This window comes from Streptosporangium sp. NPDC087985, assembly GCF_044741965.1.
Lineage (GTDB): Bacteria > Actinomycetota > Actinomycetes > Streptosporangiales > Streptosporangiaceae > Streptosporangium.
The window spans coordinates 638,242-656,954 of the sequence record NZ_JBIUTQ010000001.1; the positions used below are offsets into that span (position 1 = coordinate 638,242).

General features: G+C 63.3%; 15 protein-coding genes and 1 pseudogene. 10 read left to right on the forward strand and 6 right to left on the reverse strand.

Going from position 1 to position 18,713, the window contains the following annotated elements; genetic code table 11:
* Positions 1–192: 192 nt before the first annotated feature.
* From ACIN94_RS03095 to ACIN94_RS03105, 3 genes are all read left to right on the forward strand, one after another.
* Entirely contained in the window at positions 193–2,679 is a 2,487-nt protein-coding gene (locus ACIN94_RS03095; protein ID WP_400698835.1) for a non-reducing end alpha-L-arabinofuranosidase family hydrolase, read from the forward strand.
* A gap of 81 nt (positions 2,680–2,760) precedes the next feature.
* Positions 2,761–3,306: a hypothetical protein gene (locus ACIN94_RS03100; protein WP_400698838.1), complete on the forward strand. Its 546-nt coding sequence runs from the start codon at positions 2,761–2,763 to the stop codon at positions 3,304–3,306.
* A gap of 153 nt (positions 3,307–3,459) precedes the next feature.
* Positions 3,460–4,161, forward strand: coding sequence for a hypothetical protein (locus ACIN94_RS03105; protein ID WP_400698841.1), 702 nt, complete (start codon positions 3,460–3,462; stop codon positions 4,159–4,161).
* A gap of 204 nt (positions 4,162–4,365) precedes the next feature.
* Here ACIN94_RS03105 and ACIN94_RS03110 read toward each other — a convergent pair whose 3' ends face one another.
* From ACIN94_RS03110 to ACIN94_RS03120, 3 genes are all read right to left on the reverse strand, one after another.
* The gene (locus ACIN94_RS03110) at positions 4,366–4,566 is read right to left on the reverse strand and encodes a DUF397 domain-containing protein (protein WP_400698844.1); all 201 of its coding nucleotides are present in this window, start codon (positions 4,564–4,566) and stop codon (positions 4,366–4,368) included.
* Positions 4,553–5,392 (reverse strand): helix-turn-helix domain-containing protein, encoded by an 840-nt coding sequence (locus tag ACIN94_RS03115; protein WP_400698847.1) that lies wholly within the window; start codon positions 5,390–5,392, stop codon positions 4,553–4,555. The genes ACIN94_RS03110 and ACIN94_RS03115 overlap by 14 nt, the downstream gene beginning before the upstream one ends.
* 138 nt (positions 5,393–5,530) lie before the next feature.
* Positions 5,531–5,935: a winged helix-turn-helix domain-containing protein gene (locus tag ACIN94_RS03120; RefSeq protein WP_400698850.1), complete on the reverse strand. Its 405-nt coding sequence runs from the start codon at positions 5,933–5,935 to the stop codon at positions 5,531–5,533.
* Positions 5,936–6,091: 156 nt separating this feature from the next.
* Here ACIN94_RS03120 and ACIN94_RS03125 point away from each other — a divergent pair, with 156 nt between their 5' ends.
* The 5 genes from ACIN94_RS03125 to ACIN94_RS03145 all read left to right on the forward strand — a co-directional run bounded on the left by ACIN94_RS03125 (position 6,092) and on the right by ACIN94_RS03145 (position 9,995).
* Positions 6,092–7,099, forward strand: coding sequence for a hypothetical protein (locus ACIN94_RS03125; RefSeq protein WP_400698852.1), 1,008 nt, complete (start codon positions 6,092–6,094; stop codon positions 7,097–7,099).
* Positions 7,096–7,461, forward strand: a complete 366-nt coding sequence (locus ACIN94_RS03130; RefSeq protein WP_400698855.1) for a hypothetical protein — start codon at positions 7,096–7,098, stop codon at positions 7,459–7,461. Before ACIN94_RS03125 ends, ACIN94_RS03130 begins: the two co-directional genes overlap by 4 nt.
* A gap of 30 nt (positions 7,462–7,491) precedes the next feature.
* Positions 7,492–7,899, forward strand: coding sequence for a hypothetical protein (locus ACIN94_RS03135; RefSeq protein WP_400698858.1), 408 nt, complete (start codon positions 7,492–7,494; stop codon positions 7,897–7,899).
* A 601-nt stretch (positions 7,900–8,500) separates the two neighbouring features.
* Complete coding sequence (locus tag ACIN94_RS03140; protein ID WP_400698861.1) at positions 8,501–9,490, forward strand: hypothetical protein; 990 nt, start codon at positions 8,501–8,503, stop codon at positions 9,488–9,490.
* 13 nt (positions 9,491–9,503) lie between these two features.
* Complete coding sequence (locus ACIN94_RS03145; RefSeq protein ID WP_400698864.1) at positions 9,504–9,995, forward strand: hypothetical protein; 492 nt, start codon at positions 9,504–9,506, stop codon at positions 9,993–9,995.
* Positions 9,996–10,086: 91 nt separating this feature from the next.
* On the opposite strand, the gene ACIN94_RS03150 is transcribed toward ACIN94_RS03145, so the two are convergent.
* Genes ACIN94_RS03150 through ACIN94_RS03160 form a run of 3 tightly spaced genes read right to left on the reverse strand, consistent with a single transcriptional unit; the run spans position 10,087 to position 16,873 of the window.
* Entirely contained in the window at positions 10,087–13,098 is a 3,012-nt protein-coding gene (locus tag ACIN94_RS03150) for a type I restriction endonuclease subunit R (protein ID WP_400698867.1), read from the reverse strand.
* Positions 13,095–14,513, reverse strand: coding sequence for a restriction endonuclease subunit S (locus tag ACIN94_RS03155; protein WP_400698869.1), 1,419 nt, complete (start codon positions 14,511–14,513; stop codon positions 13,095–13,097). The genes ACIN94_RS03150 and ACIN94_RS03155 overlap by 4 nt, the downstream gene beginning before the upstream one ends.
* Positions 14,510–16,873 (reverse strand): N-6 DNA methylase, encoded by a 2,364-nt coding sequence (locus tag ACIN94_RS03160; protein ID WP_400698872.1) that lies wholly within the window; start codon positions 16,871–16,873, stop codon positions 14,510–14,512. The genes ACIN94_RS03155 and ACIN94_RS03160 overlap by 4 nt, the downstream gene beginning before the upstream one ends.
* A gap of 582 nt (positions 16,874–17,455) precedes the next feature.
* Here ACIN94_RS03160 and ACIN94_RS03165 point away from each other — a divergent pair.
* A complete protein-coding gene (locus ACIN94_RS03165; RefSeq protein WP_400698875.1) occupies positions 17,456–18,514 on the forward strand; it encodes an IS110 family transposase in 1,059 nt (352 codons plus the stop codon).
* A pseudogene (locus ACIN94_RS03170) lies at positions 18,515–18,688 on the forward strand (transposase); the annotation flags it as partial. It abuts the gene before it with no gap.
* Positions 18,689–18,713: the final 25 nt, after the last annotated feature.

The following is an 18,713-nucleotide window of genomic DNA, read 5'->3' on the forward strand; positions in this document are numbered from 1 at the left end:
TGACACATTTCGGAGAGGTTTTCACACTGAGGCCTCAGGCGGTCTCCCCCTGCGAGGTCGGTGGTGCGCGGCAGGGGCCGCCGTCTGCGACGCCCTGGTGGTGTGCGTTCCCCGGTGATGGGACGCGGCGTCGATCCCGCGGGGGGTCCCGCGTTTCCCCCCTTTCCGTGATTCAGTTATGGAGGCTCAGGCATGGGCACAGACGCCATACCCCCACCTGGAGCCCGGCGGCCCCTCAGCGGTCCCCTCCGGGCCCTGGTCGCCGGCGCCCTCGGCGTACTCGGCACGATCACGGCGCTGACGGGGTCGGTTCCCGCCGATGCCGCGGCGAGCACGTTGGGCGCGGCGGCCGCGCAGAGCGGGCGGTACTTCGGCACCGCCATCGCCGCGGGCAAGCTCGGCGACTCGGCGTACACCACGATCGCCAACCGCGAGTTCGACATGGTGACGGCCGAGAACGAGATGAAGATCGACGCCACCGAGCCGAACCGGGGGCAGTTCAACTTCACCAACGGCGACCGCGTCTACAACTGGGCCGTTCAGAACGGCAAGCGGGTGCGTGGCCACACTCTGGCCTGGCACTCCCAGCAGCCAGGCTGGATGCAGTCCCTGTCCGGCAGCACGCTCCGCCAGGCGATGATCGACCACATCAACGGCGTGATGGCCCACTACAAGGGCAAGATCTACGCCTGGGACGTGGTGAACGAGGCCTTCGACGACGGCAGCGGCGGCCGGCGTAACTCGAACCTGCAGCAGACCGGGAACGACTGGATCGAGGTCGCCTTCCGCACCGCGCGGACCGCTGATCCGGCCGCCAAGCTCTGCTACAACGACTACAACATCGATAACTGGACCTGGGCCAAGACCCAGGGCGTCTACAACATGGTCCGCGACTTCAAGCAGCGCGGCGTGCCCATCGACTGCGTCGGCCTCCAGGGCCACTTCAACAGCGGCAGCCCCTACAACAGCAACTTCCGCACCACCCTGCAGAGCTTCGCCGCCCTCGGCGTGGACGTGGCCCTCACCGAGCTGGACATCCAGGGCGCCTCGGCCACGACCTACGCCAACGTGACCAACGACTGCCTGGCCGTGCCGCGCTGCGTCGGCATCACCGTGTGGGGCGTCCGCGACAGCGACTCCTGGCGCTCAGGTGACACCCCACTGCTGTTCGACGGCAACGGCAACAAGAAGGCCGCCTACACCTCGGTCCTCAACGCCCTCAACAGCGCAACCCCGAACCCCACCCCGACACCGACCCCCACCCCAACGCCGACCTCCACGCTGCCCGGCGGCGGTAACGGGCAGATCAAGGGCGTCGCCTCCGGCCGCTGCCTGGACGTGCCCAACTCCAGCACCACCGACGGCACCCAGTTGCAGCTGTGGGACTGCTCCGGCGGCAGCAACCAGCAGTGGACCTACACCTCAGCAAACGAGTTCAAGGTCTACGGCAACAAGTGCCTGGACGCCGCCAGCACCGCCAACGGCGTCAAAGTGCAGATCTACTCCTGCTGGGGCGGCGACAACCAGAAGTGGCGCATCAACTCCGACGGAACCATCGTCGGCGTCCAATCCGGACTGTGCCTGGACGCCGTCGGCGCGGGCACCGGCAACGGCACCAAGATCCAGCTCTACTCCTGCTGGGGCGGCGACAACCAGAAGTGGATCTGGAACGGCAGCTCTGGATCCCCCAGCCCCACCCCGACCGCGACGCCTCCCGGGGGTACGCTGCCCTCGAGCTTCCGGTGGAGCTCCAGCGGTGCGCTGATCGCGCCGAAGTCGGACTCCACGCACAACATCGCGGGGATCAAGGACCCGACGGTGGTGTACTACAACGGCAAGTACCACGTGTTCGCCAGCACCGCTTCCTCCTCGGGCTACAACCTGGTGTACCTGAACTTCACCGACTGGTCGCAGGCCGGCTCGGCGACGCACTACTACCTGGACCGCACCCCGCTCGGCGCCGGCTACCGGGCGGCGCCGCAGGTGTTCTACTTCGCGCCGCAGAACCTGTGGTACCTGGTCTATCAGACCGGTAACGCCTCGTACTCCACCAACAGCGACATCAGCAACCCCAACGGGTGGAGCGCGCCGAAGAACTTCTATTCCTCGATGCCCGCCATCATCCAGCAGAACATCGGCAACGGCTACTGGGTCGACATGTGGGTGATCTGCGACAACACCAACTGCTACCTCTTCTCCTCCGACGACAACGGGCACCTGTACCGATCGCAGACGACGCTGTCGAGTTTCCCCAACGGGTTCACCAACACGGTGATCGCGTTGCAGGACTCCAACCGCAACAACCTGTTCGAGGCGTCCAACGTCTACAAGGTGCAGGGCTCCAACCAGTACCTGCTGATCGTCGAGGCGATCGGGTCCGACGGCCGACGGTGGTTCCGGTCCTGGACCTCCAACAGCATCGCCGGATCCTGGACGCCGCTGGCGGCCAGTGAGAGCAACCCGTTCGCCCGGTCCAACAACGTCACCTTCAGCGGTACCGCGTGGAGCCGGGACATCAGCCACGGCGAGATGGTCCGCACCATGGTCGACCAGACCCTGACCATCAGCCCCTGCAAGATGCAGTACCTCTACCAGGGCCTGGACCCCAACGCCGGCGGCAACTACGACACCCTCCCGTGGCGGTTGGGCCTGCTGACCCAGACCAACTCCACCTGCTGATCCTCCCCCTTCCTGGTGTCGTACTCCTGGAACTGATCAGAAACCCGGACGGCGCCGAGCCGTTGTGGTGAAATACACCGAATGGAGCGAGTGAGGCAGCTGGTGGGCGAGATGCTGATCTACTGTTTCGTCGTCATCTTGCTCACCGGCAGCTTCCTGGCCTTCTTCTACACGCCGAGCAACCAGATGATCTCCTACAACGGCTCCTACGAGCCGCTGCGGGGTGTCCCCATGAGCGCCGCCTACGACTCGGCCCTGAAGATCAGCTTCGAGGTGCGTGGCGGCCTGCTCATCCGGCAACTGCACCACAGCTCCTCGGTCCTGCTCGTCCTGGGAACCGTCGTCTGGACCCTGCTCGGCCGATTCCGGTACGCCCTCGCGGCCCTGGGCCTGGGCCTGGTCCTGCTCAGCGCTCTGGCCGGCTACGGCTCCGCCGACGACCTGCTCACCGGAACCGTCCTGGGAAAGCTGCCCACTCCCTGGTGGTACGGCTTGCACCTGCTGACGGCGCTGGCCGTGGTCACCGTGCTGGTGCTCTCCTCCCGCCGCGAGGCCAGCCGAAACCCGAGAACGCCCCGCTTCGTGGCATTGAGCCTCGGCCTCGTTCTGGTCATCTTCTTCCTCTGACCGACTCGCGAGCCTCCACCTGCCGTTCCGAGGCCACCGGTGATCAAAGGTTGGCGTTACCCGTAACACCTCTATAGCCGCTGACCTGCGACGACCTGGAAAGTGCGGGAAACAGGGCTGGCGCGGAAGGGAGATACGGCTGATATTCCAGCTGTGGAGACGACATTTGCCAGACCGACGACCACGCCGCGCGTTCTGCGGACTCATCCGGTCCTCGAGAGCTGGGAGAGAGCGGATCATCCGGATCAACGACGGCTACGTACCTACCTGGACGAAGTCGAGGCGCTCGCCGACGCATGTGTTCCAGTATCCAGTGGCCGTCTCGCAATCGAACTGATCGTCGGCCTGCCTGGAAACCTCACGCTGACCAAGGGGGGCCGTGACCTCGACAACTACCTCATGCCGATCGCGCGGCGTATCGGCGCTGGCCGCCTCGATGCGGCATTTGCACGTAAGCGGCATGCAGAGACCTCGACATTCGCCGTCTCCGTCGCTGTCCGAGCAGACGGCTTACCGTGCGAGCCACAGCTCCGGGTGCGTACAAAGGGCTCCAGCGAATCATCCGCCTGGAAGCAGCAGATTCATGATGCCTGTAGCGCTGTTGTCAGCGCCCCGCTGCCGCAAGGCCCCGTGGCGCTGTGCATCCGATTCAGGGTGTCCAGCCAACGCAACTGGTCAACGCTCTGGAAACCAGCCATCGATGCCCTCGGGCCGCTGCTCGGTATGGCTGATCCCGGTAAACCCTTCCGTCCTGACGACGACCGTGTTGTCGACCTCGCGCTGCACCGCGTCATCGACGATGCCCTGAGCCACGATGTGGACATCGCCGTGTGGTGGCGGCAGCTATCTATCTGATAGGGGTATTGTCCAGAACCTCTGGAGCACCTGAGGTGTTCACGAGTTACACCTGGTACACCGGGAAGAGCGCTCGCAGAGTGACGTTCTGTCTGGCCTGCGACTGAGCACGGAGGGCGCTGCTACCGGGCCCGGCAGGCCGGACCCCGGCGCAACATCACGTAGGTGGCGCAACGGCTGTACGAGATCTCCCAGCTGGTCAGGTCAGATTTCTCCGCTGCGGATGCCCATCAGGAAGTCGTTCCAGATTGCCGGGGAGAAGGTCAGCACGGGGCCCGACGGGTCCTTGCTGTCACGGACGGCGACGAGACCCGGAAGGTTGGTGGCCACCTCGACGCAGTTGTTGTTGGCTCCGCTGAGGCTGGACTTGCGGAACTTGGCGCCGGACAGGTCAGGGGTAATCATGGTTGCTCCTCGCCGCGGCGAGGAGTGCCGCGGACTCTTCGGGGGACAGGCACGCGCTGGCGAGGCGCTCGAACGTCAGCATAAGTCGCCGAACCTGCTCGCCGTCCTCGACATACACCTCACCCGCTGGGCATTCGGCGTAGCCCAGATCCGGATCGTCGTCGTCGAACGACAGCACCGAGAAGGCTCCTTCCATGCCGCCGTGAGCGCCGACCGCCGTCGGGAGGACCTGGACCGTGATGTTCGGCCGGTCCATAGCGTGGAGGATGTCGCCAAGCTGACGGGTCATGATGCCGGATGACCCCACAGGATGGTGCAAGGCGCCTTCAGCAATGAGGATGTGCAGCGTCATGTGATCGCTGAGCAGGCTGGTCTTGCGCTGCATCCGGGCATCGACGCGGCGTGTCACCTCAATGTCAGGCCGATCGGGATGGCCCGCTCGAATGATCTGCCGGGCGTAGTCCTCGGTCTGGAGCAGGCCAGGGACCAGTAGCGGTTCCCATTGATGGATCGCTCTGGCAGCCGCCTCGAACTCGACATACGACCCGGTGAACACATCCGAATAGGCAGTCCACCAGCCGCGCCGGGCGACCTCGCGAGTGAGCTGCACCATGGCTTCGGCGGTCGCCGCTTCCACGCAGTACAGGTGGCAGATCGCCGCCACATCGGCAGGCGTCGGCGCACCCTTACCTGTCTCGAACCGGTTGAGCTTGCTACGCGACCAACCGAGCTGTTCGGCAGCGGCCTCCGTCGTCATCTCTGTGGCCGCACGTAGCGTGCGCAACTCACGTGACAGGCGGCGCAGCCGAACGGTGGAGTGTTTCATGCGGACAGTTTGCCGCACCTCTCCCACCAAGGCATGGACTTATCGGTCATTCATTAGATGCGATTGTCTTCGTGGGATTCTCACGTCATCATAGGAGGCCCAGAGGACGCAGCCCTGAAAGGGGGTGCACGTGGCACGTCATGGGATTTCGATCTCTGTCTCGTATCCCGCCAGGACGCGCGTCTCTCCATCGTCCACGACCAGGACAGGCATCCCCTCTGCCAATCGCAGACGTTTCCGCTCAGCCAGAGTCGGCAAACGCACCCGTATCCGCGCCGGACCCTCGACGCGGAGCACGACCGGCTCGACCTGCTCGCGGACGTAGGAGCCCTCGCGGCTCACCGTTCGCACAAGGCCTTCACTCCGGAGAACAGCAAGAGCATCACGCAGCGCGTCAATCCCCACACCGTACTCATGCGCCAGGTCAGGCTCCGCCCGAAGTCTCTGGCCAGGAGGCAGGGCGCCGCTCGTGATCCGCTGGCGTAGGTCGCCGGCAACCTGGCGGTACAGAGGTTCATAAGAATCAGGGTCGATGGGCACCACACCATGCCACTAGGCCTGCACCCTAGCTTCCCTACTGGCCAGCAGGCCAGGAGGCAAGCAAGGCTACTGACAGAACGAGATCGCTAACAGAAACGGACTCGCCACCGGTATCGCACACCAGTGACGAGTCCTTGATCAGGAAGGACCTCCTGACCCGTGACCAACCCTAGTGCTCCAGTTCTCGACAGACAGACGGTCAATGGCTGCGGTTGCTTCGCCGATGCTGTGCCGATGCCGATGGGCTGCGCCGTCTGCGGGCACGCGCCATACGCGCACGGTTGTCCCGGCCGGGCCGCCGATCACGAGTACGCGCCGCCGTCCGGCGCGCTGATGGTCATCCGCCTGGAGGCCCGCCGTACCGGGGACCGTTCCCTGTGCTGCTTCGAGCCGCCCGCCCTGGTGGCTCCGGCCGAGGTGGTTCCGCTGGTGCCCGCTCAGCGGGGTGCCGGGCAGGGCCCGGTTGAGGTGGTCGCGCCGGTGCCCGCTCTGCGGTCTGTCGCGCAGGCCTCGGCCGAGGTGATCGCGCCGGTACCCGCCCAGCGACCTGCCGAACAGGCCCCGGCCGTCGCGCCCGCTGTGCCCGCCGTACCGGTGTCGTTGCCCCGGCGGGTGCCCTGCCGCCGTCGCCGGGCGCTGCCGTCTTGGTCCGTCGCGACCAGACCGCCCCGGCTCGGCACCGGGCGTCGTCTCGCGGCCCGTCCCAGACGGACGGTCGGTTGTGCCCTCCACCGGGTGGCAGCCGCCCCGTTACCGCACCGGCCGCCCGGCCTGCTTGCCCCGCCTGCTCCGCTCGGCTCGCCGGGTCCGTACGGCGTGCCTCGCCTCGTTCCCCTCCGTCTCCCGACACCACTCCGCCCGGCGCTGCGATCGTCCGGACGGGCCTTTGACCCGCTACAGGAGGTCCGATCCATGGAAGACGCCCAGCCCACCACACCCCGGTCGTCCATCCGGCCCGAGTCCGTGATTCCCGGCTGGCGGGTGATCCTCAGTGACGCCGGGCGGCTGTGGGCCAGCCGTGAGCACCCCTTTTCTCCGGCCGCGTTCCATGCCGGGGCCGAACGCACCGTCGATGCCGACACCATCGACGCCCTGCGGGCCGCGACCGATCGGCAGGAGAGCATCGCCCAGGAGGCCCACGAGCAGGCCGGGCGGGTGATCTCGTGATCCGGCGACGGCCCGCCCGTCCCCGGGGGCGGCACCGCAGCGGCCTGGCCCTCAGCGCCGTCCCCTCCTACACCTGGGATCACGGCGCCCGGGCCGAGGCCGTACGGCTGGGGGCGGCCTGGCCGGGGTGGGCGGTGCTGTACGGCACCGGCAGCCGCCTGTTCTACGCCATCGCGACCTGGCCCACTCCCGAGCCGTTGATTGTCTCCGACCGCACCCCCGACGGGCTGCAGGCGCTGATGAACGAAGCGGAAACGGCCAGGGCCGCCACCCGCCGCCAGGCGCCCACGTCCGCCCCGGCCGGGGCCGTCACCCAGCACCGGACGTCCGCGTCCACACCGGCTGGGGTCGGCCGCCCCTGAGCAGGCACGGCGGCGGCCCCTCCTTCCCGGGTGCTCGCCGTCGTGCCGACCGACAGCGCACCGCACCACGCGGAAGAAGCCGCCGGTGCCGGGCGCGACGCGGGCGGGGCGGAAGCGTTACCCGGCCCGCCCGCGGCATCCACCAAGGAGAACCCGATGGTCACCCCCGAACCCCACCTCGGACAGGAAACCCCGCCACCGCAGCAGAACGACCAGCTTGTCGCGCTGCGGCAGCTCTTCCCTGACTGGTACATCGAGCACGACACCGTCCTGCGGCGGTGGAGAGCGATGCGCCACCAGCCGCTCACCCTGCCGGAGGTGAAGGCCGGCGCCAGATACCTCATCCTGCGTGCCTCGCCCGAACGCCTGGGCACCGCCCTGGCCCGGCAACGAGAGATCACCCGCACCCTGCGCACCGCCCGGCCCGCCGTCCCCTGAACCGGCGCGGCGGTACGGATCGCCCCCGTGCCGTACCGCCGCGCGTCTCACCAAGAAGTAGTCAACTACGAAAGGGGTGGGGACCTCTATCCGGCCACCAGCGGCGACACGCACTCGGCCATTGACACACGGAGTTGATGTGCTCCTCCGTATCCATGAAAGGTGCCTCGATTGGCAGCGCGCTCACGCGAACAGACAGAGCGAGGCGCGCCGACCCCATGCGACCTGGTTGGGCGCGGCAAAGATCATCCCGCGAGCGGGCCGTGAGTAGTGATCCACGATCAGTCCGCATCGTTTGCAAGATCATCCCGTGCATGTCCCGCACCCATCGAGTCGGGTCACCACGTCACTCGGTGGCAAGACACTCGTACCGCAGGGTGGCCGAAGTCTGAGGAGCGGAAGCCGCCGGCGGATCCGCCCTCTGATTTCCGAGGCGACGATGCTTAAAGATCATCATCGACATCTTCTGAAGGTGCATGGCAGCACAAGTCCGCCACCCTGTGGCGACATATAGCATAAACAGGTCATTTGACCCAGGCATATCAATGCGAATACCCACTCAACGGACGCGGCAGCCAGCAACTCGTGGCACTCTATAGTCATGAGTTCTCCGACGCCCCAGCGTCGCCCCCAGCAGTCGAAGCCCCCGAGCGTCAAGCGCAGCGTCTACTTCTATCGAATCGACGCAGGCGCTGATGAAACGGGCATCCCGAAGAACATCAGCGTCGATCTCGAAGTCGGCCTTAAGGCAATTAGCGATCTTCCCTTCGAGTCCGCCAGTCCTCGATACATGAACCAGTCAGATGGCAGTAGCCTGTGCGCTTGGATAGACGCTGTAGGAGGAGTCACCAAACTCCGACTGGGAACTATCCGAAAGAACGCGCTCCCACAGTTCGAACTTGGAGGAACGCTCCGTAACCTCACGCTCGGAGCAGACGAAGGGCTGTGCGAAACATCGCATATTTGCCTCTTCCCCGATGGGATTGTCGGCGTGGAGCATAACTTCTACGGTCCCCGCGCAAGGCGCCTGTCTGCGTACATGATGAACGCCCTGTCTGGATCAATTCCATCATTCACGATGGAAGCCCTGCTTCGCCATGATGTAGCGAAGCAGCTGGAGGGAAATAAGTCTGTCCGTAAGCTGACTCTGCGCGTCCGCAGATCGTACACGTCCACCATCACGGAGGCTAACGAGTCCCTTGGTCGGGCACTCAATGCCGCTGCCACTGGAAGTGATGCTGCCGTTGTCGGACTCATACTCCAGCCAGAACCTTACAAGAAGCTCGATCTCAAGTCTGACTTGATTCACTTCTTGCGTCGCATCATGCGCAAGGAAGACCTTCGCGAGCAGGCCCGGGAGCTTAAAGCAACCATCGTTGATGCCAAAACGGGAAGGACCGATGAAATAAACCTTCTCGAAGATCAACTCATCAGCAAGAAGACGATCCTTCGGCAGACCCAAAGATCTAGAGTTCTCAACAGCAACGATGCTTACCTAAAGATCATCGAGGCCTATGAGGAGCTGCGCGAAGATCTTTTGTCGGCCTCGTCAGCTAGTGTGTCCTCAAAGGGTTTGAACCAATCCCCCTAAGAGGTGCAAACTGATGGCATGGCGGCGACTCCCCTCCTTCGCCAAAGAACTCTTCACATTCGCCGTCATATCCCTGATGCTCTACAAGCTATCGCTTATACCGGAAGTAAATAATCCACTTCAAGGCATCCTGGCAAGCCGTCGGAAAGAGATTTATGCTGCAACCCTTGGACTTCATGGAACCTTCCTTGGTTTCATTATCGCAGCCATCACTATCGCTCTAACCTTTGTAAATTCTCCCAGATTCGAAATATTGCGCCGAACCAAGCAATGGCCTCGCCTGTTCGGCTCCTATACAAGAAGTATGCGGTGGGCCGCCATGGCCACCCTTCTATCGTTTACTGCACTACTAGTCGACAACGATGCCCGCCCGAATCAACTAGCGGCGATTCTCTGTTTCTCTGCCGTCTTCTTCGCGGCCTTGGCCATTACACACATGCTGTGGGTTACTGAGAAGACTGTGAAGGTAGCAATCGCCGCCAAACCTAGAATGCCAGGCGAATAGCACGGATGGGTGGAATAACCATGCAAATCCACCCGTCCATAGCATAACGATATTTACGGCGATAAATCGCCCCTACGCTGAACGGCCAGACTTATATGTCTCGCTGAGCATCAAGGCTCTCGTCGCCGCCGGCCGTCGGGTCGTAGGTCTCACGGAAGACCATCTCGGTCAGCCATCGCTTAAATGCAGGGTTGCCCGCGAACTGGCTGTACAGCTCGGTGTCAGACTTCAGGAACGCCATGATCGCCCGCTGCACAGCGGCGTCACTCTCGACTCGGGCATTCTGTTCGTCGTTGTACCGCTGGGCGTTGATGTACTGCTTATCCTCGCGGACCTTCGCCGGGATCTCCACAGTGATCAGGTGCCGTATCCGGTCCTTGTCGGTCCAGGGGATGTTGCCGAAGTGCTGATTGAAATCCTGAAGGATGACCGAGGCGGGCTTCAGTTCGGGTTCGGACCGCTGTCCCATGCCCATCGGGGCGCTGGCCGTCAGCTCCGCGTCCTCGTTGCTTAAAGCGATGCTGATCGCCGTCTGCTGCTCGGCCCGGTAGCTATCCAGGTCGACCGTCTCCAGGATGCCCCGGGACAGGTCCTCCTCGATCGGCGCAGGCAGTTTGGGGGTGAGGAATGTCAGCAAAATCGATAGCTTCAACCACTCGGGATTGCGGTAAGGAAGGATGCCCGCCAGATAGTCGTACGTACGGACGAACGCCTTGGCCCTGCCCTTGAACTCGACCTGCTGGTCCTCGCTGTCGAGTTCCTGGTAGGCGATGACGAGCTGGTCGAGGAACGCTTCCAGCCGCGAGCGCGGCTCCTTGTCCAGGAACATCTCAACGAACTGGTCGATGTCCTCGCGGCCGTAGACGCCGGCGCCGTCGAGAACTGCTCGTAGATCGTGGAGCTTGTTGGGATCGACCGAGCCCGCAAGGACGGTGGTGCGGTACCACTGCTCGAACGACTTCCGAATGATCTCGGTCTTGTTGTAGAAGTCCAGGACCGCGACATCGTGCTTGTTCGGGTGGGCGCGGTTCAGCCGGGACAGCGTCTGCACAGCCCGCACGCCGGACAGCGGCTTGTCGACATACATGGTGTGCAGGAGCGGTTCGTCGTACCCTGTCTGGAACTTGTCCGCGCAGACCAGGATGCGGTACGGGTCCTCGCGGAAGGTCCTCTCGATAGCGCTGCTCGGGAAGCCGTTGAGGCTCGCCTCGGTGACCTTCTTGCCGCTGTACTCATGCTCGCCGGAGAACGCGATGATGGCTCGATAGGGGCTACCCAACTTCTCTAGGTACGTGTTGATGGCGAAGTAGTAGTCCAGCGCCCGCAAGATACCGTCGGCCACCACCATGGCGCGGGCCTTGCCGCCGATCTTCCGAGGCCGGATCACTTTGTCCAGCAGGTGATCCACCATGATCGACGCTTTGCTCTGGATCGCATGACTGTTGCCCTCGACGTAGCGGCGCAGTTTCTTCGCGGCTTTCTTGGCGTCGAACTCGGGGTCGTCCTCGACCGACTTGACCAGCTTGTAGTAGCTCTCGACCGTCGTGTAGTTCTTTAGGACGTCCAGGATGAAGCGCTCTTCGATCGCTTGCTTCATCGTGTAGACGTGGAAGGGATGGTCTTTCCCGTCCTCGCCGCGGCGGCCGAAGTAGCCGAAGGTCCGGGGCTTGGGCGTGGCCGTGAAGGCGTAGTAGCTGGCGTTGTCAAGCAACTTCTGCCTGTCGATGATCTTATTGATCTTGTCCTCGGTCGTTTCCTCTTCCTCGATGTCTACGGAAGTCGCACCGAGCGTGCCGCTCATGGCGTGCGTTGTTTTGCCACCCTGTCCGGAGTGTGCTTCGTCGATGATGATGGCAAACTGCCGGTCCCGGTGCGCATTGTCGATGTCTTCGAGGATCACCGGGAACTTCTGAACTGTAGAAATAATGATCTTTGTGTCGTTGGCAAGGGCCTCGCGCAGGTCCTTCGACTTGTCAGCGTGCTTGACGAGCGACCGGCGCTGCGTGAACTGCTTGACTGTACGCTCGATCTGTGTGTCCAGGTTGATGCGGTCGGTCACCACGATGACTGCATCGAAAACGGGGGATGCGTCGCCGCCGAGACCGATGAGCTGGTGCGCCAGCCAAGCGATGGAGTTGGACTTGCCGCTACCGGCCGAGTGCTGAATCAGATAGCGCTGACCGGCGCCGTTCTCCTCGCTGTCCTTGAGGAGCTCGCGAACGACGTCGAGTTGGTGGTAACGGGGAAAGATCTGCCAGCGCTTCGTCTTTTTGGTCGTGGGGTCTTTCTCTACCAGCCGCGCGGCGTAGTGCTCGATGATGTCCGCGAGGCTTGCGGGCGACAGGATGTCCTGCCAGAGGTAGGCGGTCCTGTAGCCGTGCGGGTTGGGCGGGTTACCGGCGCCGCCGTCCCGCCCCTTGTCGAAGGGGAGAAACCAGGACTTCTTGTCGGCCAGCCGCGTGCAGAACCGCACCGAGTGCTCATCTACCGCGAAGTGCGCCAGGCAGCGGCCATCGGCGAAGAGCAGTTCGCGCGCATCGCGCGTGTTCTTATACTGCTCGATCGCTTCCTCCACCGTCTGCTTAGTCTGGTGGTTCTTCAGTTCGAACGTCGCGAGCGGCAGGCCGTTGACGAAGATGACCAGATCCAGGGCTCGCTGGGTATCGTCCTGGCTGTAGCGCAGCTGTCGGGTCACACTCCAGCGGTTGGAGCGGTGACGTCGCTCTGCGACAACGTTGCCTGGGGATGGCGTCGCCCCGTAGAAGACGATCTCGTAGGCGCCCGTGCTGGTGGAGTGGTTCATCCCCTTCCGCAGGAGGTCTACGACGCCGTGTTGGGTGATGTAGCCCTGGACACGGTTGAGGAACTGCGCGCGCGTCTCAGACTGGGGATTGCCAAGCTCGAACGCCGCGGCGGCCTCCGGCTGTGCCTCCTCAAGGAACGCCCGGAGTTGCTCGACGTCGATGGCGCGGCCACGGTCATACGACTTGGCGGACCCCTCGATCCACCCTCCCGGCGGCGAGGTCATGTCCGCGACGATGTCGCGTTCGAGGGCTCCCTCACTCATATCCGTACCGCCGTACAGCCCCGCCGCGCCGCTCACATCGACTCCTCGGTCAGATCATCGCCGTCCAGCCCCTCCTCATCGGCGTCGTACGCCGCAGGGCCAGGGTCGTGTGGGTCGACGTCGGGCAGCGCCGCTGCGGCGGAACGGACGTCGAGCTTCCCGGTGACCACATCAGCGGTCAGGCGGATTTGGTATTCGCGAAGGAGGGAGATTTCACGCTCGGCGCGTTGGATCGCGACGCCAATAGGGGTGACCTTGCTGGTGAGCTCCTGCAAAATCCCCTGCTGCTCTTCGAGTGGGGGCAGCGGGACGCGGAATGCTCCAATCTTGGTCTTGTTAGTTGAGGCAAGATTCGTTGTCTGCTTGCTGCTGAGCAAGAAGTACGTCTGTGCGTAAACAGTACCCAGAACTTCGGTCAAGAAGTATGGGTTGAGTCTGACTTGGGGACGCACCGCGAACACATGGTTCTGATGAAGGCAATCTGAAATCTCATCATCCCAGACGCAACCGCGGCCCAATTTGTCTGGATCGCCGCCCTCCGTCATAAGAACATCCCCCTTCTGTAGAGTAGATCGTGCTGCCTCACTCTTGGGGATGTGGATAGTGGAAACTGAATCGAGGCTTAAGCGCCCTGCTTGGACGTTTGCAACGCGCAGATAGGGATATTCATAAACCTTCTTGCCGCTGTAGTCCTTGCCTAGCGTTATACCGGACTGAATGGAGGCCACCGCTTTTAATGGCGGAGCATCCCAGGAATCCGGTAGGTCTTGCGGATCGATTGAACCCGCTGACAGTTGGGAAGCCTGACCAAGTCCGCCGAAGATAACTTGTTGGACTGTAACCCGTTTCAATTCTGTCAGCAACGAGATCATCCGTTGCTTGGCCCGGATGGCTGCTCCGACCTCTCGCTCTACGTGCCATACGTGCTTGACGATGGCACGTTGTTCTTCGATAGGAGGGCGGACCAGGGCGATGTTGAGGAACTTATCGGCGTAAAGCCGAAGGCGCGATGAAGTGACCCCGGTTGAATTAACTCGATATTCATAGGCATAGGCCGGAAGTCTGAGGAGGCGATCGAGGTAGACAGGGTCGAACGTTTGAGGGGCGCGCAATCTATATACGCCATATGAAGGGCTTACAAGTCCGGTTTCCGGCGAGACGCCGAGCGCCGCCATCCAAGCCCACATTGTGTTCACGACCACGTCACCGGGATGGCAGAGCTTGTGCCCTGCGTAAGACGCGGCAACCATGGTGACGTTCTTGTGGCGTCGCGGTCTTACTCCAGTGAGATGCGAAACGGAAAGCTGCGCTTCGGCGCCGGAGCGGGAACGCTCGTCCACTTCTCGCATATAGAACTTGGCGCGCCGTTCCTCCCAGTGGCTAGGAATGCTGCCAAGCTCAAAAACAGCAGGTTCTGCGTACTCGGGGTAGGGACAGAGATCTCCGCTCACTGAGCACCCCCTAGGAACAGGTCGCCCAAAAGCCCCTCGGTTTCCTTCTCCAGCGTCACGATGTCCGCTCGGATCTCCTCAAGACTTCGCAGCACGGGGGGCTTGTAGAAGTGCCGGGGAAAGTTGATCTCGTACCCCTTCTTTGTCGCGCCCTCCTTAATCCACGCGTCTTGCGCGTACGGCAGGACCTCACGGCAGAAGAACGCCTCGATGCCGCCGGGTTCCAGCAGGGGCACCTGTTCCGTATCGCGCAGTTCACTGTCGGGCTCGTACTCGACGACGAGGGCCTGAGGCTTCACCGACGTTGTTTCCTCGATCTCGTACAGGCCGTACAGAGGACGCGCGGTCGTGCCGGCCTTGTGGCGCTTGAGGATCACCGGCTTCGCGGTCTCGTCGCGCCAGCTCATACCACGCAGTAGGACCTTGCGGTCGGCCAGGCTGAGCTTGAGGCCGAGGCGGCCCATCGCCAGACCGACCTGCCGGTCGAACTCGTTGTAGTCGTCGAAGCTCTGCTCGCCCATGTCGCCGAGCAGCGCCGCGCCAACCTTGACCAACTGCCCGTCCCGCTCCCAGGTCTTTGCGTTCAACAGCTTCTTGCGGGCAGCCTCTTTGAGGACTGGTACGTCGGCGTCCACCTCCTCCTCATCGGAGCCGGTCGCGCGCGCCCACGATTCCAGTTGCTCACGCACCTGCTTGGTCACGCTTGCGAAGTCCGTGAACAGGTCGTCGCCGAACTTCTCGTGCAGCAGTTCCCTCGCCTCCGCCTCACCTGATGCAAAACGCAGGACTTCCACACGCGCCTTGGTGAACTGGCTGCGAAGGCGCAGTGGGCGCTCCACCGTGATCTTCCAGTAGCCGAACTCCTCGTTCCGGAAGATCTTGGACTGCTCCGTCTCAGTGAAGTCCATGAATGCCTGTGTGACGCGCTCGATGTCGGCCGCAGACAGCTCGCAGTTCTTGCTTCCCAGGTTCTTACGCAGTGGAGTGGACCAGCCGGTGGCGTCGATCAACTGCACCTTGCCCTTACGGGCCTCGGACTTCCGATTGGTGATCACCCAGACGTAGGTGGCGATGCCGGTGTTGTAGAACATGTTCAGCGGCAGTGCGACGATCGCCTCAAGCCAGTCGTTCTCGATGATCCAGCGTCGGATGTTGCTCTCGCCGCTCCCGGCGTCCCCGGTGAAGAGGGACGAGCCGTTGTGGATCTCAGCGATCCGGCTGCCCAGTGGCGACCCAGACTTCATCTTCGAGACCATGTTCGCCAGGAACATCATCTGGCCATCGCTGGAGCTGGTGACCAGCGAGGACGGCTCCGTCTCGCCCTCGAAGGTGACGATAAACCGGGGGTCAGAGATATTCGCTTTTCCACCCAGCCGCTCCTGGTCGGCCTTCCAGCTCTTGCCGTACGGAGGGTTGGCGAGCATGAAGTCGAACTGCTGACGGGGGAAGGCATCGTTGGAGAGCGTGGACCATTCGGGACCGCCCTTGATGTTGTCGGCGGCCTCGCCATCACCCTTCAGCAGCATGTCGGCTTTGCAGATGGCGTACGTCTCAGAGTTGATCTCCTGGCCGTACAGCCGGGTAACGATGTCTTTCGCACCGTGCTCGGCCGAGAGGCTACGCAAGGTTTCCTCGGCGACGGTGAGCATGCCGCCGGTGCCGCACGCGCCGTCGTAGAGCAGGTACGTGCCACCCTTGATCTTGTCCACGACGGGCAGGAACATCAGCCGGGTCATGAGCTTGACCACGTCACGCGGGGTCCAGTGCTCGCCAGCCTCCTCGTTGTTTTCCTCGTTGAACCGGCGTACCAGGTTCTCGAAGATCGTACCCATGGCATGGTTGTCGAGACCCGGCAGGCGGACCCGCCCGTACGCGTCGAGCACCGGCTCGGGTGAGAGGTTGATCTCTGGCGACAGCAGCTTTTTGATCAGCATGCCGAGGGTGTCGTTGCGGGACAGCTTGGGAATCTGGTTGCGGAACTCGAAGTTGTCGAGGATCTCCTTGACGTTCGGCGAGAAGCCGTCCAGGTATGCCTCAAAGTCACTGCGGAGCTGCTGGGTCTTAGTCCGCTTGGAAAGCTTCTGAAGGGTGAAGGGCGAGGTGTTGTAAAATGCCTCCCCGGCGGCCTCCCGCAGCGGGAAATCCAGCTGCTCGGGGTCGATCAAGCCCAGGCCTCTGAGCTCCTCATGGGTCCGGAGGACCGCATCCTTGGTCTTCTCCAGGACCGCGTCGAAGCGCCTGAGGACGAGCATAGGGAGGATCACGTCGCGGTACTTGCCGCGCACGTACACATCGCGCAGGACATCGTCCGCGATTCCCCAGATGAAGCTCTCGATGCGGCTCTGCTGCGCGCTGTACACCCTGTGACCGTCTCTCCCCGGACTGTACCGGTCCTGTTCAGGCCGGCACGCTATGCGTGTTCTTAATGACATCGCAAAGCGTAGTTGAGAGGACTGACACACGCTGGGCATCTGAACTTGCAAGGTTTGGCAGTCACGTCCACCCCCTGGCCGGTGCCTACGGGATGCGGTAGCGGGAGGCTGTCAATGGCCGAGTGCGTGTCGCCGCTGGCCCTCTTTGGCAGGCTCAACTGCGCATCGACACCGGGCTGGAGGTTTACTTCGCCGACCCGCACAGTCCCTGGCAGCGCGGCACCAACGAGAACACCTATTGGTGCAGGGTGGGTCGCGCGGGGCTTCTTCGACGGGAGATGCTCCGATCGGGCCGTCGGGTGACTCGGAGAACACGTGCCGAAAGGCTTTCCGTTGATATGTCCACGACGGCCCGCAGGGCGAGAGCCCTGAACGCTAGGGCTGCAGACCCCGGCATCTGGCCTCATTCAATAAGTCAGAAGCCTGCTGAGCCGTCAACTCGCAATAGGTCTGTCCCCCGGCCAGGGCCCTCGCCTCTGTCTCATCTACGACAGCAGAGAGGACGAATCGATGGTGACAGTGGGGATCGACCCGCACAAGCACGTCCATGTCGCAGTGGCCGTCGATGCCGACGGCAGACGGATCGGCAAGCCACTGACCGTCAAGAACGACGCGTTCCTGATCACCGCTCTGTTGAAGTGGATCCGGTCGCTCGCCGACGGCATGCCCGTCACCTGGGCCATCGAGGACGGCCGAGGGTTCGCTCGCCGCCTGGCCGATGGCCTGCTGCTCGCCGGCCACGAAGTGGTCTGGGTGCCGACCCGGCTGACCGCCGCTCACCGCAAACTGCACGCCGCCACCGGTGCCAAATCCGACCTCGTCGACGCCGCCGCAGCCGCGCACGCCGCCATCGCCACCCCAGCTCTGGACCGGCACCGCATCGACGAACACGTGCGTGAGCTGCGCGTCCTGGTCGACTACCGCACAGACCTCATCAAGCGCCGCACCATGGTGATTAACCAGCTCAAGGCCCAACTGCACGTCTGGCTCGACCACACCCCGGGCGATCTCGCCCGCCCCAAGGGCCTGGCCTCGCTGACCACGCTGCTGGACGCGGCACGGCTGGGCACGCACGTCCACCGGACGCTCACCGACATGACCACCGAGATAGCCGATCTCAACCGACGCGTTCTCGACCTCGACACCACGATCAAAGAACTCGTCACCCCGCTGGCACCCAGACTGTTGGAAATCACCGGGATCAGCTACATCTCCGCGGCGGTTCTGATCGCGGAGATCGGTGACATCACCCGCTTTGCCAGCTCGGCCAAGCTCGCCCGCTACACCGGCTGCGCTCCGATCCCGGTCTACTCCTCCGACAAAGAACGCCACCGCCTCCACCGAGGCGGCAACCGTCGCCTCAACAGCGTCCTCTACACCGCAGCCATCGTGCAGAAACGCTTCCACCCCGCCGCACAAGAACTATTGGCCCGACACGAACCCACCAAAGGCAAACGCGGTGCACGCCGGATCCTCCAACGCCACCTCATCGACGTCATCCACCGCGCCATGACCACCGACCAAGCGTCCTGGCAGCACCACATCACCCGCCACCAACTCACCGCTTGACATAGAAGCATCAACGGCCTGCTCCGGCAGTACTTCCCCAAGGGAACCGACCTGAGCAGGCACAGCCGAAACGATCTGGACGCAGTCGCCGCCGCGCTCAACAGCCGCCCCCGTAAGACACTCGGCTGGCGTACTCCCGCCGAGGCCTTCAGCGAGTATCTATGCTCGTGCTGACAGGCAGTGTTGCAACGACTCCTTG